Below are 22,288 nucleotides of genomic sequence, written 5' to 3' on the forward strand. Positions count from 1 at the left end.
GTAAAAAGTCTTGCTTTATAAATATAGCCGCCTGTATAATCGTTCCAACAAACGTGGATTCATCATATTGATCCAAGGAGAACCGATATGAGCTGGATAAAAAAAAGCTTGTTTGCGAAATTATTAACGGGAATGCTGATTGCGTCAGTTATTCCCTTCTTTCTATCCAATGTGATCGCTTATCAGACGAATAGCAATTCCGTGAAACGGCAAATCATTGAGTTGAATAAGCATTCGATGAAGATCCGCATGGACGGGCTCAAAAGGTATTTTGTTGAACTATCAGATTTGGCTGTGTCTTTTTATAAAGACGAGGATTTAATGAAATATTTGCAAAGCTCGGAGATTACACCGTACGAAGCCTTATATTTCTCACAACAGATGCAAAAAATTTACGCAAGCCATCTTGAATTGAAGGCCGTTGATTTCATGAGTGCTTTATCCGGTCAGCGTTATATGATTAATAGTAACGGTCAAAGCATCCAATCCTCAGACCCCAAAATGATCAAAGCACAGGCTAATGAATGGGACATTACCAAAGAATTTCAGGTTTCTCATATGGGTAAAGATCGGATTTTGTCGATGAACAAGCTGCTAATAGATTATCCCGACTCGAGGGTATTAGGCTTGACTTCTCTCTATATTGGTCCCAAAGAAATCGCAGGAATCGTCAGCGGAATCTCCAATCCTGAAGAAGAAAGCTCGGAGTTTTTCCTCATTCATCAAAAGCCTCAATTGGCATTCACTTCCGATTCCGATCTGAATCAGGCTGGAGACGATAAAATTACCGCTATGGTGGCAAGCATTCGTGATCAGAATGGGTTCATCAGCGGAGAATGGAACGGAGCCCAAGGTGTTTTTATATATGCAACGGATCAATTCAGGAAATTACCCCTTACCATAGTAAGGTTTGTACCCGATTCAACCATTAATAAGGCAGCTAATCAGACGTTGAGCCAATCGTTGATCGTTCAATCCATTGGTATTGTATTTATCATTGTATTGGTGACATTGATGTCCTACTATATGATCCTGCGGATTAAGAGAATGATAAGAAACATGGCCAAGGTCCAGACCGGGAATTTCAAGGTGGATAAGAAGACGGGGGTAGCGGATGAGTTGGGAGTTTTGGAAGAGCGCTTTCAAAATATGGTTCGGCAGCTGGATATATTGATTAACGAAGAATACCGGAACCGATTGGAGCTATCAACTGCCCGGCTAAAAATGCTGCAGTCCCAAATTAATCCGCATTTTCTTTACAACACTCTCCAGTCCATTGGAACCTTGGCACTCAGTCATGGCGTCAGGGAAATCCACGATAAAATTGCTGAGCTGGGAGATATTTTTCGTTACAGTATGGACCTTAAGACGGAGGTGGTAACTTTGCAGACCGAGCTTAGGCATATTGAAAATTATTTGTCGCTTCAAGGGGGAAGATTTGCGAGCAAGCTGTCCTATAAAATTTCATGCCCACCACAGCTGATGAACATTCAGGTACCGAAAATGATTCTTCAGCCATTGGTTGAGAACAGTATCGTGCACGGCATGGAAAAGGGTCGAGGAAACGGAACCGTGCACATTTGCATTGAGTCCGGTGCCGCTATTGAAATCCGAATCATAGATAACGGTAAAGGTCTGGATTCCAAAATGATCGAGCAGCTGGAGCAGAGTTATACGGATTATCAGTTTAATTCCGATACAAGGATTGGGCTTCTTAACGTTTTACATCGTTTACAGCTTTATTACGGACCGGAATTTCATTGGAGGATTCGAAGTGTACCTTACGAAGCTACCGTCGTGTCCTTTACGATTCCTTATCAAACTGCAGAGGGGAGGACTGAATCATGAAAGTAGTGATAGCCGATGATGAAGAGCATGTCCGCAAAGGAATTGATCTTGCTGTGGATTGGATGCAATTCGGCATAACAGAACGATTCATGGCCGATAACGGTATTCAGGCGATGGAGCTGGTCAGGAAGCATCATCCAGTCATTTTATTTTGCGATATGAGTATGCCGCAGATGGATGGGATTCAATTACTGCAGTCACTCCGGGACGAAGGATGGGATACCCAGGTTATCGTCGTTAGCGGCTATGCCGACTATAGCTTTACAAGAGCAGCGCTGTTAGCAAACGGGGTCGATTATATCCTGAAGCCGTTCAAGACCAAGGATTTGGAAGAAGCTGTTTATCGCGCCGTAACGTCCAGTCAAGCCATCCATAACAAATCGATAGAGGAGCTTGAAAAGCGTCACCGCCTTCGTCTTGCCGACTCACTTCTGGATGAGCAGAAGCTGGTCGAATTTCTTAAAGGCAACGTTGTGCTGCAGGATGAAACCCTTCGCAATCTGTTTCATAAAATCGGGCTCCCCTCCCACAATCTGAGTATTTCTTTTATGCTGCCGCGAAATAAAACGAGGCTGATCGATGGAAGATTTGTAGGGGATATCGGATTATTTCAATTCGCTGTCAATAATATTGCGCAAGAAATTCTCAAGTCTCACGTGGTGCATTACTTATGCAGGCTGGATGAATACCAATGGATCCTGATCATGTCATCTACACATTCTGATAATATAAAGAACGAATATAACTGGTATCTCAAAAAATTAGAGCAGGCATGGCGGGAGACGTTAGGCTTGGAGGTGCTGCAAGGAACCTTCATATCGGTAGCGGATCCTACACAGCTGCTTCCTGCAGTCGCCGAGGCACGAGCCTCCTTATTGAAAAGCGAGCTATTGAAGGGCTCGATCAAATCTACCCACGAATTGCCCCGATGGGCGGATCGGGAAATCTTGTTGATGAACGCTATCCAGAGAGGTCATCGTGCCGGTTTGACGGATATTATAGGAGCTTTTGTTCAAGCGCTGCACGCCTGTGGTTCCTTGCGACTGGAACAACTTCAAGTATACACGATGGAAGCCAACCTGCTGGTGAAGCGTATCGGAGGTTCTAGTCAAACGAACAAAGATCGAATAGACGGTTTACTTTCCTTATGGATTTGTGACTTGGATGAATGGCAAGCTCAGCTTGAGCAGCGCTGCTGGGAAATGGCCGAGTATGGAAACGATCATTCTTTATCTTTTGGAATTGAAGGGGTTTATCAGTACATCCACAAGCATTATCAGGAGCAGATTTCGTTGTCTACGCTGGCAGAGGCCTTTCATTTCAGTCCACAGCATTTGACCAGAAAATTTAAAGAGCAATACCATACCACCATCATGTCCTGCTTAACCAGCCTTCGCATGGAAAAGGCGATATCGCTGTTGATCCATTCAGATGCTCCGATTGCGGAATTAGCTAATTCACTCGGCTATGAGGATGAGAATTATTTCAGCAAAGTATTTAAGAAACAGACCGGATTATCTCCAATCCAATTCCGTAAACACAATAGAGACAGGTGAACCTGAAGAAGTTCAAATATTCCTTTTTTACAAGGCGATTCTCCTTGTTGGGTGCGGTCATTCTTATCTTATAATAGGACTGTAGCAGCGATAAATAGGGGGTTAGGAAATGGGGAAAAAGTGGTCTTGCTCCATGCTGTCGGTCTTAATGGCAGTTACGGTAGCTCTTGTCGGTTGTACTAATCAGGTACCGGGCAATGGGGGAGCGAAGGAAAGTTCGGCAGCAGGAGAATCAGGCAATAAAGCGAAGCCGCCGAAAAATGTTACGCTGAAAGCAATCGGATTAACGCCGCAGCATGCCGAAAATGTTAAAGCGATTGTTAGTGATTATGAAGCTGAGCATCCGGGAGTGAAGGTGGACTTTCAAATTCCTCCGGATAAAGCAAGCACTTTGTTAAAGACGCGCTTTGCTGCTGGTGACGCGCCGGATATCTTTTACTTGGGCGCTTCAGAAATTCCCGCTTGGGCAGATAAACTCGCAGATTTGTCGAAAGAGCCGTGGATGGCGCACGCACTGAAGCCGAGCCTTGCCCCAATGACGATTAACGGTAAGCAATTGGGTTTTCCGATGCAGGTAGAAGGGCATGGCTTTGTATACAACAAGGATTTATTCGCAAAAGCGGGAATCACTAAAGTCCCGACAACCTTATCGGAGTTGAAGCAGACAGCTGATAAACTGAAAGCAGCCAACATTCAATCCTTCGGGGAAGCATGGAGCAACTGGGGTTTTCTCATGCACCTGCTCGGTATTCCCTTTGCTTATGAGAAAGATCAAGCCGGATTGATCGATCAGATCAACAAAGGCACGAAGCAAATCAAAAATGTGACGAATATTGATAATTTTTTTACGGTTTTGGATCTGACTGATGATTACGGTTTGGGTAAGCAATCGGTAGGCTATGACTTTAATCAGCAGCAAAAGGATTTTGCCGACGGGAAAATGGCCATGATCAAGCAGGGAACCTGGTACACAGGGCCTCTTCTGAAACTAAATCCGAAGCTGAACATGGGGATGTTCGCCGTACCGCTTAATGACAACGCTGAAGAAACCAAGATGCAAGTTGCCACCACGGCTTATTTTGTTCTCCACAAAGACTCAGCGAATCTGGAAGAAAGCAAGGAGTTTCTAACCTGGCTTCATAAAAACGGACAAAAATATATTGTAGAAAAAATGAATTTGGCTCCTGTGTTTGATGATGTAAATGGAAAAAATTTAGGGCCTTTGCACGAAGACATGAACAGCTACGTGAAAGCGGGCAAAACCTATGACAATTATGGCACCGGACTGTGGCCGGCCGGCTTCAATACGGATATCGCCAAGCCTTTGCAAGCTTACATCGCAGGCGTAGCGAATAAGGAAGAAACTTTGAAACAGCTGCAGGATCTCTGGATTCAGCATATGAAAAAATAGCTTTTCAAAGTGGGGCTTGGTGCTTGTCATAACCAGGCCCTTCTCATTGGCACACGTCGCTATCATAAGGCTTGGAAGGAGTTCATCATGGGTAAGAATGTCATTCAGCGAAGGCTTGTATATGTCGCATTTGTCGGTCCGATGCTTGTCTTGTTTTTCATGTTTATCTTCATCCCGTTTATCCGTTCAATTCTGTACTCTTTTCAGGATTGGGATGGAATCAGGAGTGAAATTCATTGGGTAGGATGGAAAAACTATATAGGCTTGTTTAAAGACTCGAACTTTGCCAGAACCATCACCTTCACCTTGAAATATGTGGCTGCTACAGTAATTGCCTATAATGTACTCGGGTTATTGTTGGCAGTCGCCTTAAATACCGGATTGAAAATGAGAAATTTTCTGCGAACGGCATTCTTTTTACCAACGGTCATGGGGCTGGTTGTGGTGGGCTTCCTATGGAATTTTATTATTAAACATATGTTCCCGCAGCTGGGTCAATTCATGGGGATCGACTTACTGAAGGATAACTGGCTCTCCTTGCCGAGTCATTCCTTCTGGGCCATCATCATTGTTACGGTATGGCATGGTCTGGGCTATTATATGATTATTTATTTGGCAGGGCTGCAAGGGGTGTCCAGCGACCTGAAGGAAGCCGCAGAAATAGATGGAGCCGGCAAGCTTACACTTTTTTGGAGCATCATTCTTCCATTGATCCGGCCCTCGATTACGATCTGTGTGTTTCTTTCTATTGTTCACGGGTTCAAATCGTTCGATCTCAACTATTCACTTACGATGGGCGGACCTTACGGAACGACAGAGTCCATCTCCTATCAGATTTATCAGGATGCCTTTAGCAGCGATTTGTTCTCCTACGCTTCTGCTAAAGCGGTCATATTTTTTCTTATACTGGCTTTGTTCTCAGTTACCCAGGTAGCGTTTATGAAAAGAAAAGAGGTGGAGGCGTGAGGAAAATGCGATATGGAGTCGGGTTATTGATGCTTGAACTGCTGCTGATCCTGTCTGCGGTTCTCATGCTGTATCCTTTCTATTTAACATTTCTCAACAGTTTTAAAACGTATCTTGAAGTTTCGCAATCTTTAATTGCGCTTCCCGGCTCGTGGACTCTGGACAACTTCTCCAAGGTATGGGTTTCGATGAACTATCCCCGTGCCTTGCTTAATTCCATCGTTGTCACCGTTTGTTCGGTAGGGGGCGTATTGCTGGTAAGCTCTGCCGCCGCCTATCGACTCGTCAGAAGCCCGGGCAAAGTCAGCCAGCTTATATTTTTCCTCGTATTATCCTCGATGGTCATTCCTTTTCAAATTGTTATGATACCCGCACTAAAGGTAGCCAAGGATTTATACTTAATCAATTCGGTTTATGGTCTGGTTATCATGTACTGGGGCTTTTTGGTACCTATGGCTTTGTTCCTGTACCATGGGTTTGTCAAAACGATTCCCATTGAATTGGAGGAGGCCGCGTTTATAGATGGCTGTGGTCCATTTAAAATGTTCTATAAGGTCGTTATGCCTTTATTGATGCCTATTACGACAACAATCGCCATCATCAATGTACTTGGGGTGTTTAATGACTTCATGCTGCCCTTGGTCATGATCAGTTCCGATAAGTTCCGGACGCTTCCTTTAGCTGTCAGTATATTTTTCGGTGATTATGGCAACGAGTGGAATTCCATTATGGCTGCGCTCACCATTTCGATGTTTCCGATTATCGTATTTTTCTTATTCATGCAGCGATTTATCATTCAAGGTTTGGTTGCCGGGGCGGTTAAAGGTTAGCCTTATGTGAGATATATATCAGCGTTGTGTGGTATGATAAAGCTATACTGATGATGCGGGTGACAACTTGACGATTTTACTTATGGTCCTCATGGTAGCGGCTATTGCGCTGTTCATAACCAAAGCTCGAAACCCTTCTGCGTACTGGATGGGTTTTGTTCTGTTTGGCTGGTTCCTGAGTATAGCCGGTCTTATTTTGTTTATAGCCAAATATGGCGGCTTCTATTATAAGGTGAATATTGTCTTATTTTTCAATGATGACATTCGTAATTTGCTGTTGAACTCGCCTATTAAAATTGAAGGCATCAGCCGCATGATTACGGTGGGAAGATCGATGTTTATTTTCAGTCTCATCGGGTTATCCCTGTCGCTGTTATCTTCTAGAACGATTTGGAAGCAGTGGCATATCTACGCGCTGAGCTTGCTTTTGGCGCTTGCCAACATTATTTTCTATGATCCGATTATATACAAAGAGGCGCTTACGGTCATGGAACGCCATTATACGTATATGGTTGGTTGGCTGACACGGGGTTGGATCGTTATCTCTGCTCTTATGGCGGTTTCCATCATGATCTGGAGCTACCGGAAAATAACGATACCCTGGGTGAAGCAGCAGAGCAGATTCATTATATTGGGCGTATGCTCGCTGGTGCTCTTTTATTTTTTCCTCGGTTTTATGGGACCTTTGCAAGTATTTGATGTACGAACGTTCTATGTCCTCTATTCGGATTTCTCGAATTTCAATCCACCGCTGACTCTCATCCAGTGGTACTTGAGCATCGTGTTTACGGGGGTGCTATCACTCATTAGTATTGTGTCGATATGGAAATATGCGGAGATCGAAAACAAGATGGGTAAAAACGACCTGCACCTGCAAAGAAAACTGAAAACGGCTAATATGGGTGCCCAGGTATTCACACATGCGATTAAAAATCAGCTGATTATGATGCAACTGCTCATCACACAGGCAACAGATCAGCTCAACAAGCAAGAAACACCTGGCTCTGCCGAGGCGATGATCCCTTTGGAAAAAGCGGCACATATCGCTGATCACACGCTCGGACGGCTGGACCAGTTATATAAATCTTCGAAAAGCAATCATCTTCAATTAAAACCGTACGCTGTCCACAAGCTTATCGATCACACGCTCGACCGCACGACAGTGCCGGAATCTATCGCGGTTGAGGTTGAAGTGCCAAGCGAAGAAACTTTTGTATTAATCGATGTGTATCACATGTCCGAAGCGATCCACAATTTGCTGGTAAATGCCATCGAAGCGATTGGAGACGATCCGGAAGGAAGAATCCGTCTGATCAGCTATGTGGAGGAAGACTGGGTCATTATTAAAGTAACCGACAATGGCCCTGGCATTGCAAAAGAGCTGCAGGAAGGCGTTTTTGACCCCTTTTATACGAGCAAGAACACGACCAGGAACTGGGGGGTGGGGTTATCATATGTTAAACATGTCGTGCTGGGCCACTACGGCCATATTCATCTGGACAGCAAGGGAAATACCGGATGCACCTTCCAGGTCATCATTCCGCTATACTTATTAAAACCGTCAGCAAAGGAGGGATGAGGGCTCTATGACACCACCAATTCGTATTCTTGTAGCCGAGGACCTGGACGTATTGAGAGAACATTTTTGCTTACTGATCGAGCAGACAGAGGGTATGATCCTCGTTGGACAAGCTTCCAGTGGCAAAGAGGTGCTAAGCCTCGTTCCGCAGCTTAGACCGGATATTATTTTGATGGATATTGAGATGGATATGAAGCATGACGGTATTATTACCGCACAAAAGGTACTCGCGCAATTTCCCGAGACGAAGATTATTTTCCTGACCGTTCATGAGGATGACGAAACTGTATTTAGCGCCTTTGAAACGGGGGCCGTTGATTATGTATTGAAAACAAGCTCGGTTGGCGAAATTATCAATAGCATCCGAACGGCTTATCAGGGCAAGGTCCAAATTCGTCCTGAGGTCGCCTATAAGATCAAAAATGAATTTACCCGTATTCGGCGCAACGAAGAAACCTTTCGCAAGTCCATTCAGATTTTGTACCAATTAACTCCCTCCGAGCTAGCCATTCTTGATCTGCTGCTAAAGGATATGAAAATCACGGAGATTGCCAAGGAACGGCAGGTGGAGCTGTCCACCATCAAATCACAAATTAATCTCATTTTGAAAAAATTCAATAAAAAGCGAACAAAAGAAGTAACCGCCATGCTGCGTGATTCGGACATTATACCCTACATACATAAAATAAGAGAGGGGCTATAGAGCCCTTCTCTTATTTGTAATCATCACAATGTATAAGTTTCTATAGAGCTAAGCGTGGTATCGCTTGAACCTGCTTACGGGTTAACCGCTTTGATAGCTGGATCCGTCGTCATGAATTTTTCCGATGGCACGATGCTGTCCATTTTGCCGTTAGCGACAAACAGCTTTTGCAAATTGTCGAACCATTGCTTGGCTGTGCCGTCCTTGAATACGGTCGCAAGCTTCTTGCTATCGATCCAATCAATACTTTCCAGCTCTTGCTTTAGGCTATCCTCAGGCACCTGTGTATAGGCAGCTGTTAATTTAACGGCTTCGTCACTATGGCTTATTTTGTACTCGGTTGTTTTCGCCATCGCTTTCATGAATTTGTCAACCAATTCCGGTTTTTCCTTTAAGAATTTCGGATTCACGACCCAGCTGGACGGGAACGAGTATTCAGGGAAGAAGCTGCTGTTATCCCCGAGCTTAACCATGTTTTCTTTGCCAATTTGTTTCTCGATCTCTGATGTGTACGGGGACCAGATGGCGACTGCATCGACCTTGCCTGCAACGTAAGCAGTAACAGCACCGGCAACATCCATATTGACGATATTCACATCGCTCAGCTTAAGCCCGGCTTTTTCTATGCCCAGATTCAATACCATTTCACCCGAGGTTCCTTTGGGTACCCCAACGGTTTTACCTTTTAAATCTTTAAATTCTTTAATACCGGATTTTTTCGTGGCGAACACCATATCACTCTTGCCGAGACTGACGATCCCTATGATGTTGCCTTGACCTTGAGCAGATAGGAAGGTCGCTCCAGGCCCAATATAAGCAATATCGATTTCACCCGCTGCCATGGCTTGAAATTCCGGAGGGCCGCTTAGAAATTTGACGGCATTCATCTTAATGCCTGCTTCTTTGAAGAAGCCTTTTTCCTCGCCAATCGCAATCGGTGCTGCTCCCCCCATGTTAGGCATATAAGCGAAATTAATGGTTTGTACCTTTTCCTCAGTTTTGGCAGTGGGGGTTGGCGTTTGTGGTGCATTGGCATTCGTGGACCCGCTGCCTGAACCACAGGCACTGATAAGAAGTGTAAGACTGAGTGCAAGTGCTGCCAGTGGAAGCTTAATTACGGATTGTGATTTGTAAACCATGTTAAAAACCCTCCCTTTATTATGATTAGTATAACGGTAATATATACCGATTACTTCGACACCTCGAGATATTCACGGTACACTTTGGACCATATCTCATTTTTGATACTGATATATCGTTCATCCAGCTTGGTTGACTGATCTCGAGGGTAAGGGATGTCTACATCTATAATTTCTTTGATACGGCCGGGACGTGCACTCATAATAATGACACGCTGGGCCAGGATGACGGCTTCCTCAACATCATGAGTAATAAAGAAGCACGTTTTCTTTTGCTTCTGCCAGGTCTTGAGCAGCTCTTCCTGCAGCTGGGCTCGCGTCTGGGCGTCTAACGCTCCGAACGGCTCATCCATAAGAAGCACTTCAGGCTCCACCGCATATGCTCTTGCAATCGCGACCCGCTGCTTCATCCCGCCGGACAATTCCTTCGGATACGCATGGGCAAAGTCCTTGAGTCCCACCAGCTCCAAATAAGATTCAGCCTTTTCCTTGCGTTCCTTCTGGTTTAATCCGCGCAGCTTCAGTCCAAATTCAACATTTTTCAATACGGTTTTCCACGGGAATAAGGCGTACTGCTGAAACACAACACCACGTTCCCTACCGGGGCCGTTCACCTCCTTGCCATCGACTCGCACAGAACCTGAGGTTGCGGCTTCAAGTCCGCCAATAATATTGAGCAGGGTTGTTTTCCCGCAGCCGCTTGGGCCGACTACACATACAAATTCATTATTTTTGATCGTTAAATCCGTGTTTTGCAGGGCAATGGTATCGCCATTTCGTCCCTTGTATATTTTCGACAGGCCGCTGATCTCAATTTTGTTAGCTTCTGTCGCTTGATTATTGATGTTGTTCGCTTCTAGCTTTGCCGAAGTTCCTGCCATCCTGTCAGCCTCCTCTCCAGAAACAATACGAATTTATCCATAGCCAAGCCTATAATCCCAATGACAATGATACCGAGTATGACGACATCCATGCGGAAGTATAAGCTTGCTTCCATGATCATGTTGCCAAGTCCTTTATTGGCGCCCGTTAGTTCAGCAGCAACAAGTGTTGTCCACGCAGCAGCCAGACCAAGTCGCACCCCTACCAGAATATAAGGGAAGGAGGCAGGTACAATGACCTCGAAGAAAATGTCCCGGTCTCTGGCGCCAAGCACCCGGGCCGCACGGATTAAGGTTGGATCGACGTTGCGTATTCCTTGAAAAATAGTGATTACCATGACCAGAAAGGTAGCAACAAAAATAACGCTGATTTTCGCCGATTCGCCCACACCCTGTGAAACAATAACAAGAGGGATCAAAGCGATAGGGGGGATGGTCCGAAAAAATTGAATCCATGGGTCCACGATGGAACGGATCAAAGAGTACCATGCCATCAAAAATGCAACAGGTATAGCTACGATCAGCCCGAGTGAGAAGCCACCAAGTACCCGGAGCAGGCTCGCCCATACGTTGGTCCACATCCGGCCGCTCCCAATCTCCGTGGAGAACGATTTCAACACCTTGACCGGACTTGCTATAATAGCTCCTATAGCCGGAATCGATGATAGCAGGTACCAGACCAGTATACCTACGATCAAGGAGATGATCGTCAGCATCCAGTTGGGGATTTTTTTCATAGTGTTAACCTCTTTTCATAGAGCTTAATTTAATTAATAGGGACTGTTGCAGGTAGGTCTACCCATCATAGGCAGGCTGCAGCGCCTCACTGGAGTAGATGCTTCGCAATTCCGATGCTGCTTCATTCCAGCCGCTCTTTTCTAATTTACGAACCCAATCCTCAACCTTCAAATATTTCCATGGTCCAGTTTCGATGACTTTTTGCATCGGGTCTACCTTATAGCCTGGCTTGCGTGCTTGCTCATGCTGCCATTGGGACAAGCGATGGTCCATTTCTTTCACCATGTCAGGAAATTCATGGGCCACATTGCGGGTTTGATTAGGATCGTTAACCATATCGTACAAAGTCACATCGTCAAAATGCAGCAGCAATCCCGGATGATACGTACGGATGAAATACCATTTCTCGTCCCGCATAGCGCGTTGGCATACATACAAAGCATGATCCATCACCAGATAATCGCGTCCTTGCCAATGCTCGCCTGTTAGTGCTGGGAGAAAGGAGCGACCGTCCCACCCTGATGGCACTTCGAGTCCAACCAGATCAGTAAGGGTAGCGATTACATCGACGTTATAGACGAAGCCGTCAACGGCTTGCCCCGGCTGGGTTACACCCGGAATTGTAACAATCAGCGGAATATGATGGACAGCTTCCGTCGCACTTGCGTGTTCGATGTAAATGCCCTGCTCCCCAAGGGATTCGGCATGATCGGCACTAATAATGAAGCACACTTCATCTTCGATGCCAAGCTCGCGCAGTGTGTCCAACAGCTCACCTACATATTTATCCATGTAACTGATACCGCCATCGTAGCCGTCTATCACATGCTTGAAATCGTCGCGATTAGCGATTTGTCCTGGCATCGTAGCCGGATACTTATCACCCCAGTGAAGGAAAGGAGCGGAACGCGGAAAGCTGTCCTTTTGTTGGGAGGCAATAGTTGCTTCATCAGGGAAAGCCTTCAGAGGCGCGTCCTTCCACTGCTCCATATATTCGATGGGATACGTGTAGAATGTATGTGGGTCCCAATATTGAATGTGTAAAAAGAAGTTATCTTCTTTACCATGCTGCTTCAACCAAGGAATTACGGAAGCGTTTACTTCATCGGCATTTTCGTTGCCTTCTTTTAAAGAATGCGTATGAACTTCGTTCCAGCCGGCAAAATACCACCAAGCGTGATGGCGATCTCCGAAGGTAGAGAATGTAACCGTTTTATATCCAGCTTTGCGGATATGTCTCGTAAAGAAAGGAATGTCTTCGCTGTGCCCGTCGCCTTCTGGGTAATGAAACTCTCCGCCCGGTCCCCAATGCGTCAGCGCTCCGTGGTGAATACCGAATCGGCCTGACATGAAGCTGGCTCTTGATGGTACACATGGAGAAGACGCGGTGTAGCAATTGTTGAATCTCATACCAGCTGCGGCAATTTTATCAATGTTAGGTGTGGTATTGCGGTTGTAGCCATAACAGCCCATATGATCGGGACGAAGAGAGTCGATGTCCAAATAAATAATTCTCATGTGTTGACCTCCTGTGCTAAGTGATATTTTCATTATATTTTTAATTTTCTGTAAACATAAGGTTGAACATTCTTCAACCCTTATTCGTCATATCTACGATGATATCCCCATAAAAAAAGCAAAAAAACTGCCAGTATGGGCAGCTCCTTTGCTTAATAATCAATGATTTGATCATATGTGAAATTTGCGATATAGCGATTCATTCATAGCTTCTTTGACTCTATGATTCGTTCTGAATCGGATCGGAGACCAAGCCTTCTTCATTAAGCTCTGCCTCGGTTTTCATATTCTTCATATCCTTGCCCAGCCGCTTGATTTCTTCCATATTGGGAGCCATGGATCCGTTCATAACTTCACTGATCGGTGTATCAGACCCTTTTTGCTCATCGAACTCTTCGTGTGCCTTTACGGTCGTTTTCAAATCTTCGTTATTATAGGTATTGTTCGACATATCAGGTCGCCTCCAATGTTAGTATGCACTTGTGTACTATTATTAACCTGCTCGTTATAAAACCAAACATAAATTCCATTATTTGGAATAAAAAAGCGAGGCAATTTACAAAAAAGGCTATCCTGAGCACAAATGTGCTGCAGGATAACCCTTTTTGTACCATTTAATTGTTAATCAGACCTGCTTTTTGAAGAAGTCTTCTCATCATTGCTGCTGTTTGTGCACGGGTCACATTGTCCTGAGGCATTATTTTTTGCTGGTCGCCCTGAATAATTCCGTTAGATACAGCTGCAGCCATTGCCTGCTTGGCCCAATCCGCGATCATCTGATTATCATTGAAATTTTGTAGCAGTTTGGTCGTATCTCCTGATTGAAATGCATTTAATTTGGCGAGTTTAGAGGCCTGATTAAGGATCACAGCTGCTTCAGCTCGGGTTATGGTCTGATTAGGACGGAAGGAGCCATCCTCGTAACCCCTTATTAACTGATAGGATAATGCTGTCGCAACCGTATCCGTATACCAATCATCCTTGCGGACGTCTGATGGCAGAGCCGCGACTACTCCATGTTTAATTCCAAGCGAACGAACCATAATTGTTACAAATTCCGCCCGTGTAATCGCTTCGTCAGGTGCAAATGAATCCTTGCTGACTCCCCGGATAATAAGCCGGGAAGCCATATCGTTGACGTCCTGTTTGCTCCAGTGTGTCGACACGTCAGAGAAGATTCTGGGACTCCATACGACCGTGTACGTACTATTGGTCAAACTGTTGATAATGGCATTGTCATGGTTGCCCTGCTTGATTACTTTTGTTGGCACATGAGTGAATGAACCATCTGGATTTAATACGACACCCGTCGTAATTTGTGAAGCATCGACACCATCGGGTAGTGTAATCGTACGCTCCACATAGCTGTTAAACCGTTCAACCTCTACTTTTTTATCTCCCAAGGTAGCTGTAACTTCAAAGGTGACTGGCGCGACCTCTAATTTCACACCTGTTTCGTTTGCTACTTTTTGAAGCATATCCACTGTTTCCTTGGAGGGTGTCGAGATAATCACATTGATGATAATATCCTGCAGTTGTACGTTGCTTCCTAGCTTAGCGGAGATGTCATCAATCTTCATTTGCAGGGCCGGAAGTGTATAGGAGGCACGATCGGTTTTGATTTCCAGTACGGCCTCTTTCGTTTCCATTAGCTTGACTAGTTGTCCGGTCAATTGGCCAACTACCACATCGCTGTTCCCACTAACAGGAATCGTAATGATTTTACTACTGTCATTCTCGAGCTTGGTGGTTACTTTATCCTGCTCCAAAATAATCTTTGTGGTCGTGATTTCGCCATTTTTTTCCGTTAGAGCTGTTGCCAGCTTGTCCTGTTTTACACCGTCTATAATTATCTCGACAACGCTGCTGCTGCTCGGTGCTTGTGTAGTTGTCGGTGCTGCTGATGTGCCCGTTGGTGAGCTTGTTGTTGATGTATTGGAGGCTGCACGGCGTACATTCAGCGTATACGTTTGGGTGTTAACTCCGTCCTGTGCTTTCACAGATATGCTGATCGTATTGGTCCCTATATTGAGCCTGATAGCATCAGACTCGGAGCCGCTATTAACCGACACTCCATTAACACTCAGCTGGGAGGATGCATCGTAAACGCTGGCAGTTACGGTCATCGTTTGAATGGCTGTACCCACAAACAGATCGTAACTAGTTGTTAACGGTGAGAATTGTGGATTAACAGCACCAACGTTGGTCGTGAGGCTGCTTAGCTGAGCATTAGTTGAAGGTGCACGATGGACATTCAACGTATACGTTTGGGTGTTAACTCCGTCCTGTGCTTTCACAGATATGCTGATCGTATTGGTCCCTATATTGAGCCTGATAGCATCAGACTCGGAGCCGCTATTAACCGACACTCCATTAACACTCAGCTGGGAGGATGCATCGTAAACGCTGGCAGTTACGGTCATCGTTTGAATGGCTGTACCCACAAACAGATCGTAATTAGTTGTTAACGGTGAAAATTGTGGATTAACAACATCAACGTTGGTCGTGAGGCTACTTAGCTGAGCATTAGTTGAAGGTGCACGATTAACGATAAGTGTATAAAGGTTCGTATAGGAGCCGTCAGCTGCCTTCACCTCTATTGGAATCGTGTTATCCCCGGTAGCAAGCGCAATCGGGCCTGACGCTGTACCGCTTGCAGTCGTTATTCCGCGAATTTTCAGGGTTGCAGCAGGATCATAGACAACTGCGGTCACCGTGGTTTGCAGCTTGTCATTAGCTACATTCTGATGATAGGAACGAATACCGGTACTGAAAGCAGGCGTCAGATCACCAGTTGAGGTTGACAATGATTTAAGATCTGCCAAGCCGGATTTCCCTATAGTTACAAGTAGGGAAACGTTATGGCCCGAAGCATCAGTTGCATTAAGTTTTTCTGGGTCGGTCGTATCCACAGACAGCAGCTTGCTGCCCGATACGATATTACTCTTGATCATAAAGCGAACCGTGAACAATTCAGTGGTCGTAGTGACTGGATGGCTACCACCAGACACATCAAACCAGGCTGCCCTGAACGAGCCGGACGCTGCGTTTATGAGAGATTGGAAGCAGCCATTATTGTCATTCACACATTCGGTCTCGGAGGGATTGCCGTATTTCGGTGTGATGCTGACAGCCTCCAATACATTCTTATCATAGTCTATCTGCAGGCCATAGGCTGCAACCTCGGAGCTCGGAGCTATCGATACAACAACATCTGCTTGTTGACCGGCAACTCCTGTTACCGGTGAGATGAAGATCTGTGCGCCAGCCGGAGCTGCCGAAGCTTGAAAAGGATGGATGAGCATGATGGTTATTAAAAATAACAGTGCGCTTAACCCTGTCCATGGTGTACTTGAACATTTATTTCGAACTGGCATGAGTTGACCTCTCTTTCCTTTCAAGGATAACTATCGTTTATGGAGTGTGGCTACCAAGGTATTGATAAGTTTCTTTTGGGTACCTGATCCAGTGATTAAGTGCGAAGTTGCCCATACCGCCTATTGTTCCTTGTTTGCGAACCAGCGTTCCTCCACCGGCTAGAATCGGTATTGCGCTAGTAGCATTGGGAGTTCCAAGTACATCAATGATTTGACCATTCTTTTTAAGAATAAGCGCAGTCGTTTCAAATTGAGTTGGATTGAACATGGAAAGATCATCATTAAAATAAGTGATAGGAGTAATATCCATAGCATCATAAAAGACAGAATCTATGAAGATATAGGGCATTGCTGGAACCACTGGAAAGATGGAACGAGTTGATTTCTGAATTGTGTTGGTTGCCTTCATATATTTCTGCACTTCAATTTCATAGCCTTCAGCCTTATGGCTGGGATTTCCGTCCCCCTTATAGTAAAGCTCAATAGCAATTCGACCATCTCCACCGTCTAAATATTCGGAAAAGAAAAGGTTCAACGTTTGTGCTACCGTACTTATAGTCATAACATTCGAAGTGACAGCTACGCCTTGGGTCATCGCATTTGCCTTCGCTGTGATACTGAAATCTGTAATGCTTGGTGTGTAGCTGACCCAATCATGTTCCAGCAGTAGGTAAGCTTTTCCGTCGCTCACGTAGGCTAATGCAATATTTAATCCGGCTGGAGCATTGTTCAGAGTAAAGTCTGCAGCTCCGGCATCATCCTTGAAAGAGTCGCCTGTCACACTCAGCGTTATGAGCGCTGCATCCAAATTATCCTGATTTAGCGAAGCTGGGTATGTCTCGGCTGTCATTGTGGCAGTAACCGTTGCCGATGTTGTAAATGACCATCCGCTATTGCTCGTTATACCTGCATAAGGATTACTAGAAGCATCGATAAACGCACCTGCATCGATTTTTACATAATAGCTTGTGCTGGCGAGCAAAGCTGGAGCTTTAATCGTCACTTGCTTGCCGCTGATCGTGACATTATTTAGATCATTAGCGGAATAGCTGGCAACCTCGTTATTATCCGAAGAGGTATAAATCATAACTTTCTTGTCACTCACTGCAGTCACATTCTCACTGAAGGTCATACTGATGGAGCTCATTGACGAATTTATCCCTACAGCACTATTAGATGGAATCGAACTTATCAGTGTCGGCGGGTTGTCTACCGTTGTAAACTTCCACGTGCTGCTGCCGCTTATACCCACAAACGGATTTCCTGAAGCGTCCTTGAACGCGCCCTCTTCAATTTCAACGTAATAGTCAGTATTTTCCTCTAATCCGGTAATGGTAATATCCGCTTTGTTACCTGCAACAGCTACGCCTGTTTCATTGGCTTTTCGAGTAGTCACGACTGAATTGTCGGAAAGCTTACGTATCGTGATATTTTTGTTCAATGCGAAGATATCTTTATTGAAAGTAATGCTGATCAAAGAGATTGTCGCATCAACGTTGGATAAGCCATTAACAGGCGTTAGACTCGCAAAAGTGGGAGCTGTTGTACCGGCAATCTTGGTACTTGCGGCGCTGATAACTTGTTTACCGACTATACCGCTCTCGACCGGGGTGACACCGAAGAACAGGTACTTGTCGCCATCCTGCTGCTTGACTGTATAAGTGCTTGAATTTGCTCCTGAAATTTCTGATTTACCACTGCCGTCAGCATTATCGCCACTGTACCATTGTAATAGACTTTGGGCCTCCGGTTTTTCCTCCACATCGAAGTATCTGTAGGCACCTGTTACGACTTTGTCAATCTCTGCAAGACCAGTTATATTCACTCCAAGAGCCAGCGGCAGATCATTAATATCCTGGAATATAGCGGTATAGCTGGTGACTCCGGAGTTTGCATCCTTTCCTCCGACATAAGAGGTGGTAAGAGCGACAGCGTCGGCATTGGTTACCTTACCGTCCCCGTTAATATCCATCATCAGTTTTTCATCTTCACTTACAGTTTCCTTACCGGCAAGGTATCGAGAGATGAATAATGCATCTGCAGTCGTAACCAGTCCGTCACCTGTAAAGTCGCCCAGCTTGGTTATCTTCACACCAAAGGTATCCGTTATCATATTATTGTCGACATCGGTTCCGCTCAGTGTAAATACGGGGGACCCGGGCTTGGATATTGTAATCGTCGCTATGTTTCCTGTGACTGAGCCTGAAGCCATGCTGCTATCACTGGAAACCAGCGTTAGGCCACTATAGTCTTTAAACCGTTTCGAAATATTAAAAGTAAACTGGGTATCGGTATCGGCCGAGCTATTGCGTGTGGCCCAGCTCATGTTATCGGTCACAATAGCCTTGACTTTAACCGTCTCTGCGTGAACCGGATTTGGAATGGAAGCGAATGGAAAAACCAAACTAATTGCGCTCGCAAATACCCCTATTTTTGCAGTCAAAGACCATTTCTTGCTTGTCGGGTTAGACGGCATCTAGTAGCTCTCCTTGTTGTTTTATAGTAGACTTCAGAAAAAATTTAGTTGAAATTTGTTGAGAAATAGCATAGAGGACAATTTCGAAATTGGTGAAATTGATGGTCGAAGAAAATTGAAATTCTGAAATGTTGAGATTGATTAAGAATGTTCCTTTCCTGGATGTCATATGAGGCTAGTAGATGTGAGAAGAATGGAAATAACTGAGGTTTGGAAAAGTCGTATATTGTTGAAATGTGTTGTAATACAGCTTCTTATTATATCAAAAAAATTATTTTTTGTGATTTAAATATAATTGAAATATATTTTATTTTTATTTTATAAAGCACTCTATCTGTTCAATTTAAATGAATAGATTGATCTTCCCGCAGGGTAACAATATTGAGGTACCTGAATGCAGCTACAGTGGAACTAATAGTTGTCTCACCAGATTTTTGCAAGTTACTAAATCTGGCATGATATGCTCACATCAGGTATGATAGATAGACTATATGGTCGACAAGTACACAAGATGAGGTGAAACGGATGCAATTTCCGGCAATGTGGCTGCAGGGGGCTTCCCTGGGTGAAAAAATTTCCAGTGAGCTTCGTTTGCGGATTATTAATGGAACGATGGCTCCTGAGACGGTGATAACGGAAAATGTGCTGGCCGCGGAATTTGGAACCAGTCGTTCACCGATTCGCGATGCACTCAAAATTTTATCCAATGAGGGCTTGATTCGAATGGAACGCATGGGTGCCGTGGTCATTGGTCTTAAATCCAAGGATATGGAAGAATTGAATGATGTCCGTTTTCTGTTCGAGGGGTTCGCGGTTCAGAAGCTTTCCAGCGCTTATGATGAGCAGAAGATCAAGGAACTGCAGCAGATTGTGGACAAAATGGAGCTGGCAGCAAGCCATGATGATCCTGTGCAATTTGCCTATTATGATTTGCTGTTTCACGAAACGATTATTTTAAGCGCTCATCACAGCCGGATTTTATATTTGTGGAATAACATCCGTTATGTCATCCTCACGGTTCTATTAGTGGCAACGGAGCGACGATTCTCGAAGCATAAGGAGGAAATCCAGCCGCTGATTCACCGGCATAAGCTGATCGTGGACGCGCTTGTTTCACGCGATGCTTCCAATATGAGCAAGATCATTCAGGAGCATTTTATGGATACGAAAAAATCCGTGGATGAGAGCTTATTTTAAGGCTTACGTTACGATAATGGTATTTACAAGCCTTAAATAATTCTTTATACTTAAGTTGTCGACAAGTATACAAGATACACTGGAAGCCATTCAAAAGGAATGTGAAGTCAAGGTTTGGGAAGACAGCAGCCCAATCCCCCGCTCGAAGAAAGCTTCCCAAATGAACATAGAGGAGTAGAACCCAATGACAATGAAAGCAGGATTATATATTTCTGAAAAGAAGGTGATGGCCGGTCAAATTGAAGTGCCCGATCTACAACCTGGAGAGGCGCTGATCAAGGTAGCCTTTGCAGGGATTTGCGGAACTGATATGATGATCTATGCAGGCAAGCATCCAAGAGCCAAGGCTCCGCTCGCGATGGGACATGAGTTTTCTGGAAGGATCGAAAGGCTGCAGGGTGATTCTGATTGGGCTGTAGGGGATCGTGTGGTTATAGAACCAACTCTGAGTTGCGGCAAGTGTGAGGCATGTCTCGCCGGTGCGTCTCATGTGTGTAAAACCTTGAAGCTGATCGGTATCGACAAGGATGGCGGCTTCGCGGAATATGTAGCGGTTCCGTTCGACAGGCTTCACCGGATTCCTGAAGGTTTATCGGATGCTCATGCAGCACTTGCAGAGCCTGTAGCTATAGCTGTCCATACGGTTCGCCGTTCCAATCTGAAGGTTGGGGATCATGTGGTAGTGTTGGGAGCGGGGCCTATAGGCTTGCTCACCGGTATGATAGCCAAACAGGCGGGAGCAGGTCAGGTGCTAATCTCCGATATCAGCTCGTATAGGCTGGCCAAGGCGGAGCAGCTTGGACTTACCGCCTTGAACGCTAAGGAAGTCAACGTGACCGAGGAGATATTGAAACGAACCGGCGGGAATGGCGCCGAAGTCGTGTTTGAGGTGGCAGGTAACCAAATCACAGCCAAGCAAATGATTGAAACGGTCAAAACTCAAGGGCAAATTGTCGTGGTCAGTGTGTTCAAGCAAGCGCCTGCGATTGATTTGGCAGCGATGCATTATAGAGAAATCTCATTAACGACGACGCGCTGCTGCAGCAAAAGTGATTTTGCCAAGGCGATCAACCTGTTGCATAGTGGAGCCATTGATGTAGCCCCACTCATTTCCCATGAGCTACAGCTTGAGCAGATTGAGGAGGGTTTTCATTTGATGGAAAATCCCGATGTTTCGATTAAAGTGCTGTTCCATCCCTAGAGTGATAAGGAGAGAAGAAATGGGAACCCATTTATTTAGTTTGGAAGGCAAGGTAGCTGCCATAACGGGTGCGACAAGAGGAATCGGAAAGTCGATGGCGTTGGCGTTGGCAGAGGCGGGGGCGGATATTGCTTTGCTCCAGCGAACCCCCGAGCAGACGGAGCTGCAGGAGCAGATTAAGAAGATGGGGAGAAAGTGCCTGATTATTCCATGCGATTTGGAAAATTCGGCTCAAGTTAAGTCCGCGGTACCTAATGTAGTCGAGCAATTTGGCAGTCTCGATATTCTGGTTAACAATGCTGGGATACAACGTCGCTCCCCGTCGGTTGATTTTCTCGAATCGGATTGGGACGATGTGCTGCAAATTAATTTGAAGGTCGTGTGGACCTTATGCCAGGAAGCAGGCCGCCATATGGTGCCGCGAGGTAAAGGGAAGATTATCAATACCGCGTCCCTTCTGTCATATCAGGGGGGGATTACAGTTCCGGCGTACGCAGCTGCCAAGGGTGGGGTAGCCCAACTGACCAAAGCACTGGCGAATGAGTGGGCCAAACATCATGTGAATGTGAATGCCATTGTTCCCGGTTATATAGCGACAGATATGAATGTGGCATTAATGAACGATCCGGTCCGAAGTACACAAATCCTGAATCGGATTCCGGCAGAGCGGTGGGGCAACCCCGATGATTTTAAAGGTGCTGTTGTCTATCTGGCTTCAGAGGCGTCCAACTACGTGCATGGTCACCTGTTGGCTGTGGATGGAGGCTGGCTCGGTCGTTAAGCCTTCTTATCATCTATAACAGGTATTTCAAGGTCAACCAGACGGCTATGGTTGGCCTTTTTGACGTGAGCAATTACCGGGCATGTC

17 protein-coding genes are annotated in these 22,288 nt (G+C 45.3%); 10 read left to right on the top strand and 7 right to left on the bottom strand.

Annotation, left to right across the window (positions count from 1 at the left end; genetic code table 11):
• Positions 1-87 precede the first annotated feature (87 nt).
• The 7 genes from OB236_RS05355 (at position 88) to OB236_RS05385 (ending at position 8,893) form a co-directional block, all read left to right on the top strand.
• Entirely contained in the window at positions 88-1,848 is a 1,761-nt protein-coding gene (locus OB236_RS05355; protein ID WP_262683096.1) for a sensor histidine kinase, read from the top strand.
• Positions 1,845-3,404 (top strand): response regulator transcription factor, encoded by a 1,560-nt coding sequence (locus OB236_RS05360; protein ID WP_262683097.1) that lies wholly within the window; start codon positions 1,845-1,847, stop codon positions 3,402-3,404. The genes OB236_RS05355 and OB236_RS05360 overlap by 4 nt, the downstream gene beginning before the upstream one ends.
• A gap of 109 nt (positions 3,405-3,513) precedes the next feature.
• Positions 3,514-4,815: an ABC transporter substrate-binding protein gene (locus tag OB236_RS05365; RefSeq protein ID WP_262683098.1), complete on the top strand. Its 1,302-nt coding sequence runs from the start codon at positions 3,514-3,516 to the stop codon at positions 4,813-4,815.
• Positions 4,816-4,902: 87 nt separating this feature from the next.
• Positions 4,903-5,781, top strand: coding sequence for a carbohydrate ABC transporter permease (locus OB236_RS05370; protein ID WP_262683099.1), 879 nt, complete (start codon positions 4,903-4,905; stop codon positions 5,779-5,781).
• Between the two features lie 5 nt (positions 5,782-5,786).
• Entirely contained in the window at positions 5,787-6,611 is an 825-nt protein-coding gene (locus OB236_RS05375) for a carbohydrate ABC transporter permease (protein ID WP_262683116.1), read from the top strand.
• Between the two features lie 67 nt (positions 6,612-6,678).
• A complete protein-coding gene (locus OB236_RS05380; RefSeq protein ID WP_262683100.1) occupies positions 6,679-8,190 on the top strand; it encodes a sensor histidine kinase in 1,512 nt (503 codons plus the stop codon).
• Between the two features lie 7 nt (positions 8,191-8,197).
• Entirely contained in the window at positions 8,198-8,893 is a 696-nt protein-coding gene (locus OB236_RS05385) for a response regulator transcription factor (protein WP_262683101.1), read from the top strand.
• A 74-nt stretch (positions 8,894-8,967) separates the two neighbouring features.
• Here OB236_RS05385 and OB236_RS05390 read toward each other — a convergent pair whose 3' ends face one another.
• From OB236_RS05390 to OB236_RS05420, 7 genes are all read right to left on the bottom strand, one after another.
• Positions 8,968-10,032, bottom strand: coding sequence for an ABC transporter substrate-binding protein (locus OB236_RS05390; protein WP_076231054.1), 1,065 nt, complete (start codon positions 10,030-10,032; stop codon positions 8,968-8,970).
• Between the two features lie 50 nt (positions 10,033-10,082).
• On the bottom strand, positions 10,083-10,913 hold the full coding sequence (locus OB236_RS05395) for an ABC transporter ATP-binding protein (RefSeq protein WP_262683102.1): 831 nt from the start codon (positions 10,911-10,913) through the stop codon (positions 10,083-10,085).
• The gene (locus OB236_RS05400) at positions 10,889-11,650 is read right to left on the bottom strand and encodes an ABC transporter permease (RefSeq protein WP_262683103.1); all 762 of its coding nucleotides are present in this window, start codon (positions 11,648-11,650) and stop codon (positions 10,889-10,891) included. Before OB236_RS05400 ends, OB236_RS05395 begins: the two co-directional genes overlap by 25 nt.
• Positions 11,651-11,708: 58 nt before the next feature.
• Positions 11,709-13,169 carry a sulfatase family protein gene (locus OB236_RS05405; RefSeq protein ID WP_262683104.1) on the bottom strand — a complete coding sequence of 487 codons (1,461 nt, stop codon included), beginning with the start codon at positions 13,167-13,169 and terminating at the stop codon, positions 11,709-11,711.
• A 220-nt stretch (positions 13,170-13,389) separates the two neighbouring features.
• The gene (locus OB236_RS05410; RefSeq protein WP_076231065.1) at positions 13,390-13,620 is read right to left on the bottom strand and encodes a hypothetical protein; all 231 of its coding nucleotides are present in this window, start codon (positions 13,618-13,620) and stop codon (positions 13,390-13,392) included.
• Positions 13,621-13,783: 163 nt separating this feature from the next.
• Positions 13,784-16,546: a cadherin-like beta sandwich domain-containing protein gene (locus tag OB236_RS05415; RefSeq protein ID WP_262683105.1), complete on the bottom strand. Its 2,763-nt coding sequence runs from the start codon at positions 16,544-16,546 to the stop codon at positions 13,784-13,786.
• Between the two features lie 37 nt (positions 16,547-16,583).
• A complete protein-coding gene (locus tag OB236_RS05420) occupies positions 16,584-19,022 on the bottom strand; it encodes an Ig-like domain-containing protein (protein WP_262683106.1) in 2,439 nt (812 codons plus the stop codon).
• Between the two features lie 525 nt (positions 19,023-19,547).
• Here OB236_RS05420 and OB236_RS05425 point away from each other — a divergent pair.
• The 3 genes from OB236_RS05425 (at position 19,548) to OB236_RS05435 (ending at position 22,201) form a co-directional block, all read left to right on the top strand.
• On the top strand, positions 19,548-20,219 hold the full coding sequence (locus OB236_RS05425; protein WP_262683107.1) for a GntR family transcriptional regulator: 672 nt from the start codon (positions 19,548-19,550) through the stop codon (positions 20,217-20,219).
• A gap of 184 nt (positions 20,220-20,403) precedes the next feature.
• Complete coding sequence (locus OB236_RS05430) at positions 20,404-21,420, top strand: zinc-dependent alcohol dehydrogenase (RefSeq protein ID WP_262683108.1); 1,017 nt, start codon at positions 20,404-20,406, stop codon at positions 21,418-21,420.
• A gap of 19 nt (positions 21,421-21,439) precedes the next feature.
• On the top strand, positions 21,440-22,201 hold the full coding sequence (locus OB236_RS05435; protein ID WP_262683109.1) for an SDR family oxidoreductase: 762 nt from the start codon (positions 21,440-21,442) through the stop codon (positions 22,199-22,201).
• Positions 22,202-22,288: the final 87 nt, after the last annotated feature.

The sequence above is a fragment of the Paenibacillus baimaensis genome (assembly GCF_025567575.1).